This is a genomic window from Flavobacterium endoglycinae (assembly GCF_017352115.1).
GTDB lineage: Bacteria > Bacteroidota > Bacteroidia > Flavobacteriales > Flavobacteriaceae > Flavobacterium > Flavobacterium endoglycinae.
The window spans coordinates 212,327-229,874 of sequence record NZ_CP071448.1; the positions used below are offsets into that span (position 1 = coordinate 212,327).

The 17,548-nt window shown below is 34.4% G+C and carries 13 protein-coding genes; 12 read left to right on the plus strand and 1 reads right to left on the minus strand.

Features of this window, described 5'->3' with window-relative positions:
* Window positions 1–27: 27 nt before the first annotated feature.
* Complete coding sequence (locus tag J0383_RS00880; RefSeq protein WP_207296574.1) at window positions 28–777, minus strand: dihydrodipicolinate reductase C-terminal domain-containing protein; 750 nt, start codon at window positions 775–777, stop codon at window positions 28–30.
* A gap of 405 nt (window positions 778–1,182) precedes the next feature.
* Between J0383_RS00880 and J0383_RS00885 the strand changes: the two genes are divergently transcribed.
* The 12 genes from J0383_RS00885 (at window position 1,183) to J0383_RS00940 (ending at window position 17,531) form a co-directional block, all read left to right on the plus strand.
* A complete protein-coding gene (locus J0383_RS00885; protein WP_207296575.1) occupies window positions 1,183–1,617 on the plus strand; it encodes a DUF1810 domain-containing protein in 435 nt (144 codons plus the stop codon).
* Between the two features lie 150 nt (window positions 1,618–1,767).
* A complete protein-coding gene (locus J0383_RS00890) occupies window positions 1,768–2,115 on the plus strand; it encodes a hypothetical protein (RefSeq protein WP_207296576.1) in 348 nt (115 codons plus the stop codon).
* 160 nt (window positions 2,116–2,275) lie between these two features.
* Complete coding sequence (locus tag J0383_RS00895) at window positions 2,276–2,971, plus strand: ABC transporter ATP-binding protein (protein ID WP_207296577.1); 696 nt, start codon at window positions 2,276–2,278, stop codon at window positions 2,969–2,971.
* Window position 2,972: 1 nt separating this feature from the next.
* Window positions 2,973–5,423: a TonB-dependent siderophore receptor gene (locus J0383_RS00900; protein ID WP_207296578.1), complete on the plus strand. Its 2,451-nt coding sequence runs from the start codon at window positions 2,973–2,975 to the stop codon at window positions 5,421–5,423.
* Window positions 5,424–5,555: 132 nt separating this feature from the next.
* Window positions 5,556–7,007, plus strand: a complete 1,452-nt coding sequence (locus J0383_RS00905) for an ABC transporter permease (RefSeq protein WP_207296579.1) — start codon at window positions 5,556–5,558, stop codon at window positions 7,005–7,007.
* 2 nt (window positions 7,008–7,009) lie between these two features.
* Window positions 7,010–8,356, plus strand: coding sequence for a DUF3526 domain-containing protein (locus J0383_RS00910; protein WP_207296580.1), 1,347 nt, complete (start codon window positions 7,010–7,012; stop codon window positions 8,354–8,356).
* A 235-nt stretch (window positions 8,357–8,591) separates the two neighbouring features.
* Window positions 8,592–9,212, plus strand: coding sequence for a hypothetical protein (locus tag J0383_RS00915; protein ID WP_207296581.1), 621 nt, complete (start codon window positions 8,592–8,594; stop codon window positions 9,210–9,212).
* Window positions 9,213–9,446: 234 nt separating this feature from the next.
* Window positions 9,447–10,046, plus strand: a complete 600-nt coding sequence (locus J0383_RS00920; protein ID WP_207296582.1) for an RNA polymerase sigma-70 factor — start codon at window positions 9,447–9,449, stop codon at window positions 10,044–10,046.
* 69 nt (window positions 10,047–10,115) lie between these two features.
* Window positions 10,116–11,219 carry a FecR family protein gene (locus tag J0383_RS00925; RefSeq protein ID WP_207296583.1) on the plus strand — a complete coding sequence of 368 codons (1,104 nt, stop codon included), beginning with the start codon at window positions 10,116–10,118 and terminating at the stop codon, window positions 11,217–11,219.
* Window positions 11,220–11,229: 10 nt separating this feature from the next.
* Window positions 11,230–14,592, plus strand: a complete 3,363-nt coding sequence (locus J0383_RS00930) for a SusC/RagA family TonB-linked outer membrane protein (RefSeq protein WP_207296584.1) — start codon at window positions 11,230–11,232, stop codon at window positions 14,590–14,592.
* Between the two features lie 4 nt (window positions 14,593–14,596).
* Window positions 14,597–16,075, plus strand: coding sequence for a RagB/SusD family nutrient uptake outer membrane protein (locus tag J0383_RS00935; protein ID WP_207296585.1), 1,479 nt, complete (start codon window positions 14,597–14,599; stop codon window positions 16,073–16,075).
* Complete coding sequence (locus tag J0383_RS00940; RefSeq protein ID WP_207296586.1) at window positions 16,062–17,531, plus strand: hypothetical protein; 1,470 nt, start codon at window positions 16,062–16,064, stop codon at window positions 17,529–17,531. The genes J0383_RS00935 and J0383_RS00940 overlap by 14 nt, the downstream gene beginning before the upstream one ends.
* The last annotated feature ends 17 nt before the right edge of the window (window positions 17,532–17,548 follow it).

The following is a 17,548-nucleotide window of genomic DNA, read 5'->3' on the forward strand; positions in this document are numbered from 1 at the left end:
CGATTTAGCGAGTTTTTTGATTTTGGATTATACCGCAAAATAAGGCGTTAAAATATCTTCAAAATTGTAGAGTCCTTTTTCTTTTTCTTTTAGATTTTCGGCTACAAAAATAACCCCGTTTCCAAAAGCTTCTCTCGAAATAGATTCGTGTATGAGTCGAACCGTTTGATACGGAAAACCAAAGATGACTTCATGTTTTCCAACGATTCCTCCTGCCCTAACCGAATTGATTTTTTCTTTCTCAATATCCAAAGCTTCGGCAATTTTTACAGCCGTTCCAGAAGTTCCTTGTTTCGTTTTAAAATGTTCTTCATTTACTTCAATATCGACCCATGGAGCAATTTTCTTTAAAAACTTAGCGGCAAATAATAAATAATTTACTCCAAGTGTAATATTCGGCGACCAGAAAACTGTTGTTTTATCGGCCAGTTTTTTCAATAATTTAAGCTCTTTGTCTTTGTAATGAGAAATCGCCGAAATGATTTTGACTTTCTTCTTGGCAGCAGTTTCTCCGTACGTATAAATTCCTTCGTTTGAAGAAAAATCAATAATGACATCAACTGGATGTTTTTCTAATAAATCTTCTACAGAAGTATGAGAACTCGAATAGATTAAGCCGGGTTCATCAGACTGGATTCCAAAAAACTCGGGAACTGATCGGTGTTCCAAAACATTGCTTTGTCTTAAAACCCATTCAAGGCTGAATTTTTTATTTTCTAATAGTATTGAAGCTACTGATTTTCCAGTTTTTCCGAATCCGATTAATCCTATTTTCATAAGCGTATATTTTTTTAAGACGGGCAGAAACCCAATTAGAAGAATTGACATTTTTAAGAGAAGATTCAATCAAAAATTACCATTTGAAAGTCTTGGCAAATGTCCTATTTAGGTAAAAATAGGAAAATTATAACAGGATTACCAACAAAAATGGCTTTATATAACAATATCAAAAGTCGTTAACAAGATTTTTTTGGCTAATTAAAATCAGCCTTTCAAATTCTGTTAGTTTAGAATCATCAAAAAGTAATGTTTTGCAGCTAAATTTCTACAGCAGTTTTTAATGACACATTTTGTTTGTAATATTTTAAAAAATTACCATTAAAAAAAGGATTTCATAATATACAACTAAAGTTATTTTCAGTAGATTTATCACCTGATACCCCAAATTAATATCAGTAAATAATGGCTTACAATAACAATGAATTACTTCGTTTTTTAGACGCTCAAAACAAATTGTATTTAACAGCTCTAGACGAAATTAAAAAAGGTAAAAAACAATCTCCTTGGATGTGGTTTATTTTTCCACAGATAAAAGGAATGGGATCGAGCGACACTTCTAAATTCTACGAAATTAAAAATGCCGATGAAGCAATTGCCTTTTTAGAGCATCCTATTTTAGGAAAACATCTAATTGAAATTACTTCTGAATTAATTAAAAAAGAAGAGGAAAGCGTGAATGATATTTTTGGAACTCGTGATGTCGAAAAGCTAAAATCCTGCATGACATTATTCGCGAGCGTTCAAAACAATCAGCCTGTTTTTCAAGAAGTTATTCATAAATATTTCGACGGCTCGTCTGATTTTCACACACTGCAACTATTGTACAGTAACCTGTAAAACGGTTGTATTGGCAGGGTTTGAGCTGGCTTTATAAAAAAATAAAGCCCTTTTTTACAGCATTTCAAAAATAAGATATTTATATTTGCAACGCTGTTGCGTTTATTTTGTTTATATAAAAACTAAAATTCTGCACAGAAATACCACCGAATGAAAAGAAAAATTGTAGTAGTGAATTTTGTTATGTCTTTGGCAGTATTGTTTGCAATGCTGTTTCAGACTGTTCATTCCTATGAGCATGTTTTTAAGCAGTTATTCGAAAAACACTGTGAACACAAAAATCTTTCTGGACATACACAAATAACACACAGTCATACGACCGAGAATAATTGTCCGATATGCCATTTTGCGTTCAGTACTTTTATTCCACATTCTTTTCAAACTTTTTCATTTCATAAAATAACGGCCGAAACTACTGGTAAATTTTTTTATGCCAGCTTTTCTGCAGCCTATTTCAAAGGGAGTCTATTTGCCCTGAGAGCACCTCCTGCGATTTAATTCAATCACATAATTCTAAGCAAAAATATTAGATGCATTCTTTGATGTGTCCCATCCTATTTTTGACTATTACTTTTTTATTCCAACACAAAACAAAGGCCTTAATCTCTTAATGCCTGAAGTTTCTATTTGTTTTTAAATCACTTATATCCAAATATTTATGCTTACAGCAACAAATCTGACCAAGAAATATGGCGATCATATCGCTTTAAATGCCCTGAACTTAACTATAAACGAAGGAGAAATCTTTGCCCTTTTAGGTCAGAACGGCGCAGGAAAAACCACTACCATTAATCTTTTTCTCGGATTCATTCAACCTACATCGGGAGAATTAGAAATCAACAATATATCCGTTACCGAAAAGGTGCAGGAAACCAAAAAACATGTCGCTTATATTCCAGAAACCGTAATGCTTTATCCTAATTTGACCGGACTGGAAAATCTTAAATTTTTCTCTTCTCTGGCTGGTTTCAAATATTCAAAAGGCGAGCTAACTTATTTTTTAAACAAAGCAGGTTTGCAAATTACCGCACACGATCAAAATCTGGGCGGATATTCAAAAGGGATGCGTCAAAAAGTGGGCATCGCCATTGCTATCGCTAAAAAAGCAAAAGTATTATTGTTGGATGAGCCAACGAGCGGACTTGACCCTAAAGCTTCAAATGAATTTTCGCAGATTTTAAAAGAACTTTCTGCTGATGGAACGGCCATATTAATGGCAACTCATGATATTTTCAGAGCCAGAGAAGTAGCTTCTCACATTGGCATTATGAAGCAGGGAAATTTAGTAACGGTGATCGAAGCAGATAAAATTTCGGCTAACGAACTTGAAGATTTGTACTTACAAACGGTTTAAGATGAAAAATATATTCTCTATCCTATTTTTAATAGGTCTTGTAAATCAGGTGCAGTCTCAAGAAATCAAAGGAAAAGTATTTGATGCCGCTTCAAAAGAAAGCCTAATAGGTGCCTCCGTTCAATTGTTAAATTCTGATCAAAAAGTGAAAACGGATCAAGACGGAAATTTTAAACTTGAAGGTCAAGGAACTTTAGAAATAACGGCTGAAGGTTATAAAACCATGCAAGTTAAAACCGCTGAGTTTTTAAATATTGCTTTAGAAATTGATCGTAATGAACTGCAAACAGTAGAAATTGTGGGACGATCGTCAAAAAAATACAACAGCGATTATTCGTTTGCTGCTACAAAAACGGCGACGCTTAACAAAGACATTCCGCAATCCATTTCTACTGTAACCAAAGAACTTATTGCTGATAAAGCCGCATTTTATCTGGCCGATGCTGTAAAAATGTCCAGCGGAGTAATTCCAGCCAGTTATTACAATCAATATACCATTCGAGGAATCAGCCAAAATGAAGAAGGACAGATCATTAACGGAATGCGAACACGCCAGTATTATTTTCTTCAGCCTTTAACAAGTAATATCGAACGTGTTGAAGTTATAAAAGGTCCGTCGAGTGCCACATTTTCCTCTGTCGATCCGGGCGGAAGTATCAATTTGGTTACGAAAAAACCACTTTCTGTTGATCGAAAAGAAATCAGCATGAGTGTGGGCAGTTTTAGTACACTTCGAGGAACACTAGATTTTACAGGACCTTTAAATGAATCAAAGACACTTTTATACCGCGTAAATGGAGCTTATCAGCAGGCAAAATCATTTCGTGATCTGGTGAACAATAAATCGTTTCTACTCTCACCCTCTTTCAGTTATATTCCGAATGAAAAAACGGCTATAAACACTGAATTGATTTTAAGTGACATGACTGGAATTCTGGATCGCGGACAACCTATTTTTGGTGCTGTTGCCGGAAAAACAAGTTTAACAAAAACTCCAATTAGTTTAAATCTGGGTGCTCCGAGTGATTTCTTCAAATCAAAAGAAATGATCCTAACCACCAATTTTGCACATAAATTCAACTCTAAAATTGGATTTAATGCTACTTACATGAAACAAACCTGGACAGAAGATCTTCAGGAACATCGCACTACAAACGCTTTTGCAGTTGATATGAACAATCAGCCTGTTACCAATCTGGCAATGATGCAATTTGTACAGCGTCAGCAAAACTGGGATATTGACAATCTGAGTGCCTATTTTAATTTCGATTTTAAAACTGGCAAACTCAATCATAAATTATTGACAGGCTACGATTTAAGCAGCTGGAATAAAAACAAAGGAGGCGGACAAAATGCAGCAAGAGGTTATGTATTAAAAGACGGAACGGTGGCCAGCTCTTTTGTATTGGCAAATGCTTCTAACTATCAAACCGTAACTATTGATGGGGTAACTATGCCCAAACCAAATGTCGAATATTTCAATTTAAGTAATCCAAAATATACACTTACAAGTCCTGAAGATTATATACTGAATGTGCGAACAGCGCTTCCATCAGCGTTAACTACCACAAATGCAATTTATATTCAAGATCAGATCCAGTGGGAAAAATTCACTTTTTTATTGGGATTACGAAACGAATGGTTTGAAGATATTACCAACTACGAAACCAGTAATGAATTGACCGTTAAAAAATCGGCATTGCTGCCAAGAATCGGAATTACGTATGCAGTTAACAGTGCTGTGAACATTTACACCACTTATTTAGAAGGTTATCAGCCGCAATCAAACACCGTTACGTTAATGCCTCAAACGGGTTCGCTGCCGGGCGGAAGTTTGTTTGATCCGCTTGAAAGTAATTTGAAAGAAGTAGGTATTAAAACCACATTTTTAAACAATACGATGAGTTTTAATGCTGCTTTTTACGAAATTAACCAGCGCAATATCTTAATGAACGCCAACGATCCTGTTAATCCAGATTTGCTTGTAACACGAGGTGCCGAAAGAAGCCGTGGTTTCGAATGCGATTTAGCAGGTTATATTACTCCAGACTGGCAGATTAATGCTTCGTACAGTTATATTGATGCCGAAATCATAAAAGACAGCAACCCTGCCTTAATTGGAGCCCGAAAGCAAAACACGCCAAAAAACAGTGCCAATTTATGGACGCGGTATAATTTTGCCGGAGATTCTGCTTTAAAAGACCTCGGAATTGGTTTTGGAATTCAGTACCAGAGCAGTAAAATTCCTTGGTTTACACGTGATTTTACACTTCCAGATTTCACCATTTTTGATGCTGCTTTGTTTTATAAACCCAGTAAAAGTAATGTGCAAATTGCTTTAAACGCTGGTAATTTACTTAACAAAACCTATTGGTTAGGCGCACAGAATTATTTACGATTATTTCCGGGAAGTCCAAGAAACGGAAGCCTAACGGTAACTTATAAATTTTAAATCGTTGGGGTAAACATTTTAACACATAGCTATGTGAATTTATACAAGTGAAACGCCTTTTTTAAAATCTTTCAAAAACTATGTTTCTATGTGTTTAAAAAAATTAAACCAACAGATAAATTTTAATTGATCATGAAATTATTACAAACAGAAATTCTTATAGCCCAACATTTTAAAAAATCTGTATTTAAAAATTCGGCTGTATACATTATAACCCTCTTTATTGGCGTACTGCTATTGTTTGCCGCTTTTTCCGGCTGGGATAATTACAAAAACCAAAACGAAACCAGCGAAAAATACCAGCACGAATCACGTGAAGACTGGTTGAAAAATCCCGATAAGAATCCGCATAGAATGGCACATTACGGAAACTTTGCTTTTCGTAAAAGCACTTCTTTAAGTGTTTTCGAATTTGGAATGGAACCCTTTTTTGGAAATGCTATTTTCTTGGAAGCACATAAGCAAAACACAGCCAATTTCTCTGAAGCTGGATTTTCCAATAGTATGCTCCGATTTGGTGAAATCAGCACTGCAATGGTTTTACAGATTTTACTGCCCTTGCTTATCTTTTTTTTAGGATTTAATGCCATTGCTTACGAGAGAGAAAACGGAACCTTAAAACTTCTTTTAAGTCAGGGAATCAGCTGGAAACAGCTTTTATGGGGTAAAATACTCGGAATCGCTAGTGTGATTCTGATGCTTTTTATTCCTATTATAATTGTTTTGCTTTTTATTTGGCTGATGCTTCAAAACTTTACCATTTCGGCAGATGAAACTTTCAAAATGATCTTATTTATTGTATTTCATTTTATTTATCTGATGTTCTTCTGCGTAATTGCTATTCTGGTTTCTGCGTCAAGCAAAACTTCAAAAAAAGCATTAGTTTCTTTAATTGGAATCTGGTTGATATTGACTATTATTCTGCCAAGAACCACCCAGGCAATGGGCGCTTATTTGTATGAAGCTCCTTCCAAAGTAAAATTTGGAAGTGATATCGAAAAAGACATTCTGAAACAAGGCGACAGCCACAACCCAAATGATGTTCATTATAAAGCTATAAAAGATTCTCTGCTGCGTGTTTACAAAGTCGATTCGGTACAAAAACTTCCTTTTAATTATTCCGGATTTATTATGACAGAAGGCGAAAAAATAAGCTCGAAAATTTACAACCAACACCTTGAAGAACTGCTGAAAGTGTATGCTAAGCAGAATAGCTTTTCAAAAGCGGTTTCGTTCTTAAATCCCTATATCGCAATGAAAAATGTATCGATGGGATTATCCAATACAGATTATGATTCCTACATCGATTTTCAAAAACAAGCCGAAATATACCGCTATAACATGGCGCAGAAAATGAATGCGTTACAGGTTAAATACATCAGTAATAAAAAGCCGGGTCCGAATGACAAACCACTCACCATTGGCAAAGAACATTGGGCTGATGTAGAAGAATTTCATTATGAACCAAAAGGAATTACAGAAGTTTTAAAAACAGAAATACTATCCATCATCTCGATCATACTGTGGATTATTATTCTTTTTGTCCTTATCCGTTTTGCTTCCAAAAATCTTAAAGCAGTTTAATTATGTTACAACTCTTATTTAAAAATTTTATACGCTCAAAAGGAACCAAAATCGGATTGCTTTTTTTACTGATTATTGGTTTTATAAGCTTGTTAATCGGGCATCAATTTCAAGAAAAACAAGAAAATAATATTGCCGAAACAGCCGCTTATCAAAAAGAACATATTGCTCGAAATGCCAATTTTCATAAAGACGAAATGGGGCTATTGTTGTACTACATCAAATTTTCTCTAGTCAATAAAACGCTTCCAATAAACAGTTTGTCAATCGGACAGCGCGATGTAAATCCATCAATTCAAAGTGTTACCATTCGCGGACTCGAAGGTCAGAAATACGATTCGGAGCTTAATAATCCGAGTAATCTTCTCGCTGGAAATATCGATTTTAGTTTTGTGCTTTTATACCTCTTCCCTCTCTTGATTATTGCTTTTTCATACAATATCATTTCTGAAGAAAAAGAATCTGGAACTTGGAAAATTGTAGCCACACAAAGCCCTAACACATTTTTGTACATTTTAAAACTGTTTTATGTCCGAATCCTAAGTTTAACTGCACTTGTAACGGTACTGCTTTTAACTGCCGTTTTCTTTCTTAAAATTCCAATTGATCAATCATTTCTAATCTTTTACGGAATTGCTGTTTTATACATCTTATTTTGGTTTGCAGTATGCTTTTTTATTGTTTCGCTTCAAAAAAACTCCAATTACAATGCAGTTATTTTATTAACCATCTGGTTGTTTTTAATCATTATTGTTCCCGCCGCCGTAAACACTTATATCGTGAATAGATACAAAGTTCCAGAAGCTTTGGAACTAACACTTAAACAGCGAAATGCCTATCATGAAAAATGGGATACAGATAAAAATGAAACCATGGAGAAATTCTATAAACATTATCCACAGTTTCGATCGTATAAAATTCCAGCAGATAAAGAATTCAGCTGGCTGTGGTATTATGCTATGCAGCAAATGGGTGACGACGAATCAGCAGCGGAATCAAAAGAACTAGAAACTAAACTAGAACAGCGAAACCGTGCCGGAGAATTGATTGCACAGTTTATTCCAACGCTTCATACGCAGATTCAATTAAACGAAATTGCGAAATCTGATTTACAAAACCAGCTTTTATTTTTAAAAGAAACAAAAACTTTTCATGAAAAAATGCGTTTGTATTTTTATCCCAAAATCTTCAATAATGCTTCAGTAGATCAAGAAAACTGGCAAAATTTTAAAGTGAAAACTTTTACTGATTCAACAAGTGTAAGTGTTCTAAAAGCCTTTTTACCTTTAGCAATTTTAATTTTTTTACTGATTGGTTTTGGATGGCGGAATTTCGTAAAAAACCGTTGAGTTTTTTTTCAAACCACAAAAATAATCCAAAGGTTTGCAAAGTTTTGATAAAACTTTGCAAACCTTTTTTAGGCTGAAACCAACAAATTTCAGTTTTAAAGAGATCAAAATTCATTTTTAAAATTTATCGCAAAAACTTAACATATGCAGGTGTAACTTGAATTAATATTTTACTATTTTAGCAAAATTTTTGAAAAAACATCAACAAAAACAGTATTCGAACAAATTTAAATTAATGAAAAAAGTACTTTTAATAAGCATATTGGTGCTTCTTGTAATTTATGCATTTAGAGAAATCGTATATCAGCCTTATTTGTGGAAAAAAGCGATGCTTACACCAGAACATAAACTGCAGATAGGCAGTTTTCTTTTCAGCAAACAAGTGGGTTCTAATGGCAGTCAGAGTTCAGAAAAAAAATATTTTGTTTTTAAGGTTACCGAAATCAATGGTGACTATGTGCGACTTTCGGTTGTACGGCAATTATCTGAAAAAGGAAAACCAAAATCTTCTGATTTTTCAATGACCCGAGAAACCTACCGAAGCTTAAAACATACTATCAATAAAATAACGGTAACAGGAATTCTTCGCGAGGATTTATATAAAGAAGGAAATGGTACTACTTTAAATGATTATCTGATCCATAAATATCCGGATTTAAAAAGATCCCGTTATTATTATGAAGAACTTCCAAAAGAGGAAACAAATATTAACTCGCCCGTAAATTACTTTAGTCTGGTTTATTCAAAGGAAAAAATTATAGAGAAAAGAAAACTTATTCCGTATGTCATTAGAGAAGGACAAACACCGGAATTAGCCAAAGAACTCTCTGAAAGAGTCAGTTTAATTCTCAATTAAAATTTAAACTCCCAATTCTATAATTGGGAGTTTTTTTTATGCCTTTCTCTCATTATTACTTCATCTTTTGACTCATTTTAAACCTATTCTGAATAAAATTTTTCAAAACCTTCAATAAATGCATTTTATTTAGAACTAATATAAATAAACTTTTATATTTGCCGCTTTCAGGGCAGAATGAAGTAGTTTTTAAAATTTACTTAATATTGCTTTTCCAAAAGTAAATTTCGTTTAATGAACCATAACCATAGTTTCGAATTAAATCTTTTCCATTCCTTTAAAGGCGGAGACGAAACGGCATATGCGTTTTTCTACGATAAATATTTTAGGAGAATCCAATCTTTCAGCTTTCAGTTTATTTACGATCAGGACGAAGCCGAAAATCTGGCTCAGGAAGCTTTACTACACCTATGGCAGAACAGGGAAAATATAGAATCTATTAACGGAATTCAGGCTTTCCTGTTTACATACGCCAAATCAAAATGTTTGAATTTAATTCGTCACAAAAAAGTGAAAGATAAATTCAAAAATGACCTCTTAAACCACAAAGAAAGAGAATTGGATATCGAAATTTTAAATTCGATACAATTCGACACTTTAGAATTAACCGAATTAGAACGAATTATTCAACAATCTATCAGCGATTTACCTCCAAAAACCAGAGAGATTTTTATAAAAAAACGCTTTGAGAATAAAAAAAATGCAGAAATCGCCGAGGAACTAGGAATTTCTTTAAAAGCTGTTGAAGCCCACATGACAAAGGCTTTGAAGATCTTAAAAAGCAAATTATCGGATTATTTGTTTTTAATTTTTATACTTATTTATAATAATTAAGCATAAAAAGATAGGGTATTTTAATTCTGAGGTGTACTTATAAATGGTGAGAAGTTTTAAAACTCAGATATGACATCGGAAATACTACATAAATACCTTTCTAACGAAGCTTCAGAACAAGAAGTTCAGGCACTTTTTGACTGGATAGAAGCATCGGAAGAAAACAAAAACCAATTTATAAAAGCAAAGAAAATCTGTGCATTGACCACACTTTCTTTGGATGCATCAATTGAATCGGCACCAGTAATCCAAATGAAACCCAAAAACAAAATCAAAAGGTATGCACAATATGCTGCTGTGGTTTTAGTGTTTGTAGGATTAGGAACTTCGGTTTATTTATTTAACAGCAAATCAGAAACTTCAAAAGAAATTGTTCTGGAATTGGGCGACGGCCGTCTGGAATATTTCTCAGGGAAAAATGAAACCGCTTTGTTAAATGAAAAAGGTGATTTGATTGCAAAAAAATTTCCGACTGAGATTATCTACTTTGGTAAAGTTCAGGATCAAAAGGTGATTTATAATACCCTTTCTGTTCCTTATGGAAAACGTTTCAAACTTAAACTTTCAGATGGTACTATTGTGAGTTTAAATGCCGGAACAACATTACGTTATCCAGAACAATTTGGCATTAATGGAAATCGAAATGTATACTTAACCGGTGAAGCATTTTTTGAAGTTGCCAAAGACAAAACGCATCCGTTTATTGTGCATGCAAATCAGGCTGACATTGAAGTTCTGGGAACCACTTTTAATGTGAGCGCTTATCCTGAAAATCCGACAGTTAACAGTACATTAATTGAAGGAAGCATTCAAATGTCGGAAGCCGCAAATCCTTCAAATGCCATTCTGCTTACGCCAAATCAAATGGCAACGTGGCAGAACAATTCTAAAAAACTGATTTTAAAAGAAGTTGACCCAGCCCTTTATGCTGCCTGGACAAAAGGCGAACTTGCTTTTAAAGACACTCCGTTTTCTACCATTGCCAAAATTATTCAACGTACGTATGATGTTGAGATTATCAACGAAAATTCTGATTTGGCCAGACAGAGTTTTACAGGTACCATTAAAATCAGCGAATCTAGTGTCGAGAACATTTTAGAGCTGCTAAAGCGTGACACGCCTTTTAATTATTCTATTACACACAAAACCATAACCATTACCAATCCTCGATAAATAAATAAACATGACATTTACGATACCACCCGTTTTAAGAAAAATTCTGTTTTTCTTAGCCATTCTCATATCTGGTTTTAAAGGATTTTCACAAAATAAATTAATTACCATACACGTCAAAAACAAGCCTATAAGCCTAATTATCAAAACTATTGAAGAACAGAGTGACTTTAGGATACTTTATAATACACGAAAAATCAATGCCGATCAGCTGGCGGATTTAGATGTCAGTAATGCAACTCTTGAAACCGCTCTAACGCAATTATTAAAAGACAAAAACATTTCGTTTTACATTCAGAAAAAACAGGTTTTATTGACCAGCTCTGCTCCTGCTGATTCTTCTAATGCTACTTCACAGGAAACGGAACGATTCATAAGCGGAACGGTGTATAATGCAAAAGACAAACAACCGCTTCCGGGAGCCACAATCCGTATTAAAGGAACTGGAATGGGCGCTGTTACGGATTTTAACGGAAAATTTGCATATCAGTTAAAAGGAAATAATATTTCTAATATGGTTCTGGAAGCTGGTTTTCTAGGAATGGAAACACAATATCAAAAAGCAGATAACAAGAAAGATTTTGTTTTTTACCTTCAGGAAGCTACCGATGAGCTAAATCCTGTAATCATTACTTCTTCTTACGGAACTACCAAATTAAAAGAAGAAATCGTAGGAAGTATTTCAAGCATTACGGCAAAAGATATTCCCGTACAGCAGGCTTCTGAAAGTGTCGACAAAATGCTGGAAGGACAAATTGCGGGAGTTTTGATTGAAAATACTTCTGGTGTTGGTGGTCCGGTTAAAATTAATGTTCGCGGACAAGGAACTTTAAAATCTTTAAGCGGTTCTATTTTAGGAACCTCTACGCAACCTTTAATTATCATCGATGGTGTTATTATGACAGAAGAAGTAGGAATCGATAATGACTTTTTTAACGGAAAGGGAAATACCGCAGAAGCTTTTTCGAATCCGCTGGCGATGATTTCTCCAGATAATATTGAAAGTTTTACGGTTTTAAAAGATGCTGCAGCCGTTGGTATTTATGGAGCCGATGGTGCAAATGGTGTTATTTTAATTACGACTAAAAAGGGAAAAAAAGGAAAAGCCAAATTCACTTTTTCCAATCAGCTTGGAGCATCAACAGCAATCAATCAAATTAAATATTTAAACGGAGAGCAATACAATGAACTTCGAAATGATTATTTAAAAAATACAACTTCGGGTTATGTTCCTGTTCCTTACAACGGCATCAATACCAATTGGTTTGACTTATTGAATAATTCGGGTATCTACAACAAATATAATTTTGGTGTTTCGGGGGCTACTTCTAAATTTTCATATCGTACTAATTTGACATATTTAAATATCGACGAGCCGCAATTAGGAAATGAAACCCGACAATTTAATGCAGGAATAAATTTAGGCTACCGTCATTCAAAATGGGATGTAAACCTGTCTTTAAATCCGAGTTATATTAAAAAAGATGCGCCCAATATCTATTATGATTTTGCTTACCTTCCTATTCTTTCCCCATACAATGAAGACGGTTCATATTCTTTAATGGGATTAACAGGACCAACAGGAGGAAATCCGTTAGCGGCTATCGAACAAAATAAAAACGAAACCGAAACTTTTGGCATTTTAGGAAGTCTTAATTTAGGTTACGAATTCAATAAAAATATTAGATTTCAAACTCTATTCGGGATTGATTACAAAGACAAAGTTCAAGATCGCTATTTTTCGGGAGAAAATGAAAGCGGAAGAACAAGCGGTTCTTTTACCTTAGACGGAATTACTTATCCAAATTGGGGAAGACGATTGTTGAACAAACGTAATTCTACCAAATGGAATTGGCAGGGACAAGCACTTTTCAATAAAGAAATAAACCCAAATAATACCATTGATGGTGTTGCTGGTTTTGAACTTTCTCAGGAAAAAACAAACTTCAATTATGAGTCCGCAATAGGTTTTGTTAATCCAAATTCAATTAACAGAATCCAAGATGCTTTACAGGACGATAATTTACAGACTCCGTTAATCGACGAATCAAAAGCCAAACAAATTTACAGCAGCGATATCAATTACAATTCGCGTGTTTCGTTTTTTGCACAGCTTAATTACAATTACAAAAAGAAATATTATGTATTAGGAAACTTCAGACGTGACGAAAGTTCTGTTTTTGGTAACGATAGCAATGTTGCTTTAAACAGTGGCGCAGGTCTGGCGTGGGTGGCCAGCAACGAAAACTTTTTAAAATCAAGTTCGTGGATTGATTTCTTAAAATTAAAAATCAGTTACGGTTCAACCGGAAATTCAAGAATTGGTTCTTACCGTTCAAAAGGTTTGTACACCATTTCTCAAAACGGATATAACGGTAACATTGAATCTTCTCCCAGCGTATCGCCAAACGGAAAATTAAGCTGGGAAAAAAACACCAAATTCAACACGGGTTTCGATTTTAATATTTTTAATGCGATCGAAATGACATTAGAATATTACTATGATGATTTAAGTGATATTATTGCAAGCCGTGAAATCCCGTCTGAAAACGGATATGAAAGTGTACAATTGAATGCTGCCAGCATGTACAACAAAGGTTTCGAATTTAGCACCAGAATTAAATGGTTTCAGCATGGTAAATTTAGATGGACTTCTTCTTTTAATATTTCTACTGTCGATAATAAAGTAACACAGTTAAAAGGTCTTGGAAGTGATTATTCGACAGCAAATCTAGCCCTTGCACAAAAAATTGGTTACAGCACCAGTATTATTTGGGGTGTAAACTGGGTTGGTGTCGATCCGGCAACAGGACGAGATTTGATTAAAAAAGACGGACAGGTTTATGATGCCGCAACATATGCCCGATTATTTTCTGAAGCGGACTGGATTCCAATTGGTGATTCTCAGCCAAAAGCTTTTGGAGGATTTAATAATACTTTCTCTTTAAACAACAGCATTACTTTATCGATTACAGGAGCTTTTCAGTTAGGCGGCGATAAATTAGTATCAGATCAGATTATTTCAAAATACAATACCACTTCAAACCGAAACATGTCTGTAAACGCTTATGATTACTGGAGAAATCCAGGCGATATCGTTTCTCAGCCAGCGCCAAGCAATAACACTCTGATTGCCAATATGAGTAAGTATATATACGATGCTACGTATGTAAAAATCAGCAATATCAATTTGAGTTATAATGTACCCGTAAAAAATACATTTTTAGATTCTTTGACTGTTTTTGCAGATGTATCAAATGCTTTGTATTGGTATAAAGAAAAAAGTCCTGCGGGAAGGAATGGCATTAGAGAATTCAGTTTTACGTATCCACAAGCGAGAACTATTTCATGTGGAATTAATACAAAATTTTAAGAAAATGAAAGACATTAAAAACATAATCCGATTAACATTTCCGATGCTTTTTACTGTTGTTTTTTTGTTCCAAAGCTGCAGTGATTTTTTAGAGCAGGAACCTGGCACCCAGATCTCGATAACAGAACAGTTAAAAACAAAAGAAGGATTTCTTCAAGCCATTTACGGTTTGTACTCACATGTAGAAAGCAATTTACGAACAGAGCGTTTTGCCGTTTATGCTGATTTACAAGGCGGAAATTTAAAATTTACACCATCGTTATTAAGTACAAAAAAAGGCGAAATTAGCGTTCCATCTGTTATTAGTAATATTTATTCATTTGACGATCAAGCCGAAGAATCTAACTTTAGTTCTTTTTATGCTACAAGTTATGATATTATCAATCAGACCAATCTGCTTTTGGAATTTGTAGATGCTTTGCCTGATGCTACTGAAGCAGAAAAAAATCTAATCAAAGCCCACGCTTTAACCATTAGAGCCTATACACATTTTTTGTTGAGTGAAGTTTACAGCCAAAACTACGGTTATACTGAGGACGCTTCACATCTGGGAATTGTTTACAATACACAATCCATTACAAAAGGCATTCAATATCCAGCCAGAGAAACCGCTGCCAATACATATGCGTTGATTATCAATGACATCGAAACGGCATTGCCTTTGTATTCCAATACGGAACTTTTAAACGGGCCTGCCTATTCGTATTTCAACAGCATGAGTACAAAAGCTCTTTTAGCAAGAGTGTATTTGTCTAAAAAAGACTGGCAAAATGCTTACGATACTGCAAATGATGTTATTACCAATTCTGGTGTAACACTAACAAATGCTGCTGATTATATTTCGCAATGGGAACAATCGGATCTGCCAATATCTGAAGTTTTATTAGAATTCTCGATTCCCAAAAATGCTGCAGGAGATGTAGGAGGCTCACTTTCATCTATATTTGGTTATACGTCTGAAACCAGTTATAACAGTTACGTAGCTTCCGAAGATTTATTAAATCTATACGAAAGCACCGATTTACGTCGACAGTTATTTCTGCAACAGCCGCTTTCTACTTTAGTGGAAGGCAATCAGGTTAAAAAAGATTATTATTTTACCAAAAAGTTTCAAGGAAATGCCGGATATACTGCTTTTAGATTAACCGAACAATACTTAATTCGTGCCGAAGCTGCCATAGCTTTAAATCGTTTGGAAGAAGCAAAAACAGATATCAATACCATTCGTTCTCGTGCCAATGCTACTGCACTTAACAGTACTGATAACTTAAACGAGATTTTATTTTTAGAGAGAAGAAAAGAACTTTGTTTTGAAGGACATTTATTCTTCGATATTGCTCGAAACAAAAAAGATGTTACCCGAAATGACGGCTGTATTTCTCTTAGCTGTGCCATGACTTATCCATCTTTAAAATATGTACTTCCAATACCAAGACGCAACATTAATCTTAATCCAAACCTAAAACAAAATGAATCGTATTAAAATTTTATCTCTTTTAGTGGCTGCTGCAGCTTTGTTAAGCTCTTGTTCAAAGGATGATTACAGATTAGATTCTACCGTTGATCCTTTTGTGAGATTCAATTTCTTAACCACATCAGCAGGAGTTCCATTAGAATATCCGGCTGTAAGTACTTCAACTGTTCCATTGAGTAGTTATGAAAATAAATCTGTAAAGACTTTAAAAATTCCGGTTGCGTTAACGCATACCAATTTAAAATCGGCTGTGAGTGCGAGTTTTAGCGCAGTATCATCTTCAAATGATAATGAAAGTTTTACCGTAAATCCAGTTAACGAATTAGTGTTTCAAGGAACTAAATTAACCGATACTATTTTTGTTTCTTTTAATAAACGATGGACAGAAAATCAAAGTATTACTTTAAAACTCGAAACCATTTCTGATCCAAATATTCACATTGGAAATCTAAATACAACCTATCCAAACAATAGTTTTAAAATAGATTTAGGAACTATCGCCACTAATTACACTTTTCCAGTAAACCGAATCGTAATTAAAGGTGAAGCTGGAGAAACGGTTGATTTTAAAGTTAATTTCCCAAACGGTTTTTTCCCATCTGAAATTGATAATCTTGAAATATTCAAGTTTCTGGACGGATTCAATTATTCTTTAAGCCACGATCCTTATGGCGATAACAGAAGTTCTATTACCTATCATTTAACTCTTTTAGAAAGCATTCAAAATGATGATGTCTATTACGAATCTTCCATTTCACTAGTTAATACAGGAAATTATACCGCTACAGGAAACACCATCCTTCAGATTGTGAAACCTATTAAATCAACACGTGATGTAAATGCAAATCCAGCTTCTAAATTTTATGATTTAAGCAATCAGTTTTATTTAACGTATGGCGAAACTTGGTTTGACAAAAGCGGTACCTGCGCTTGGCAGGCATACAATGCTTTTACATTTCCGGTGGTAGTCACAAAAGATCACGAAAATGCCATTTTGTACAGCGATAAAGGCACTACAAATCCAAATGATGATGTTTATCACGATGCCTTCAGAATTGGGTTTAATGTGGCTTCTGGAACCAATACAACAAATTCATTCAACTTAAAAAGATGGTTTTCTAACGAAAGTACAACAGCAGCAAACTCTCCAGGATTCAATATTACATCGGCATTAGAATTTTTCCCAGCAAACGGAAACAGCAAAACCGAAGGAAATGTATTAGTTATTCCACAGTATATAACCATTACAGGAACCAACAAAAACAGTCACAGCATTGCGATATCAGGTTCGGGAACTTACAAAGAAATCAGTTCAGGATTATTTGAAATTACCTTTGAATTAAAACTGATGAATGAAGAACTTTTTGGCGGAACCGTAACCGCACAATACAGAATGTATAACAACAAAACCTATCCAAAACCAGCCGCTTTAAGCATTGAATGTCCTAAAGAAGTTGCACTTTAAAAAAGTTTCAAGTTTCA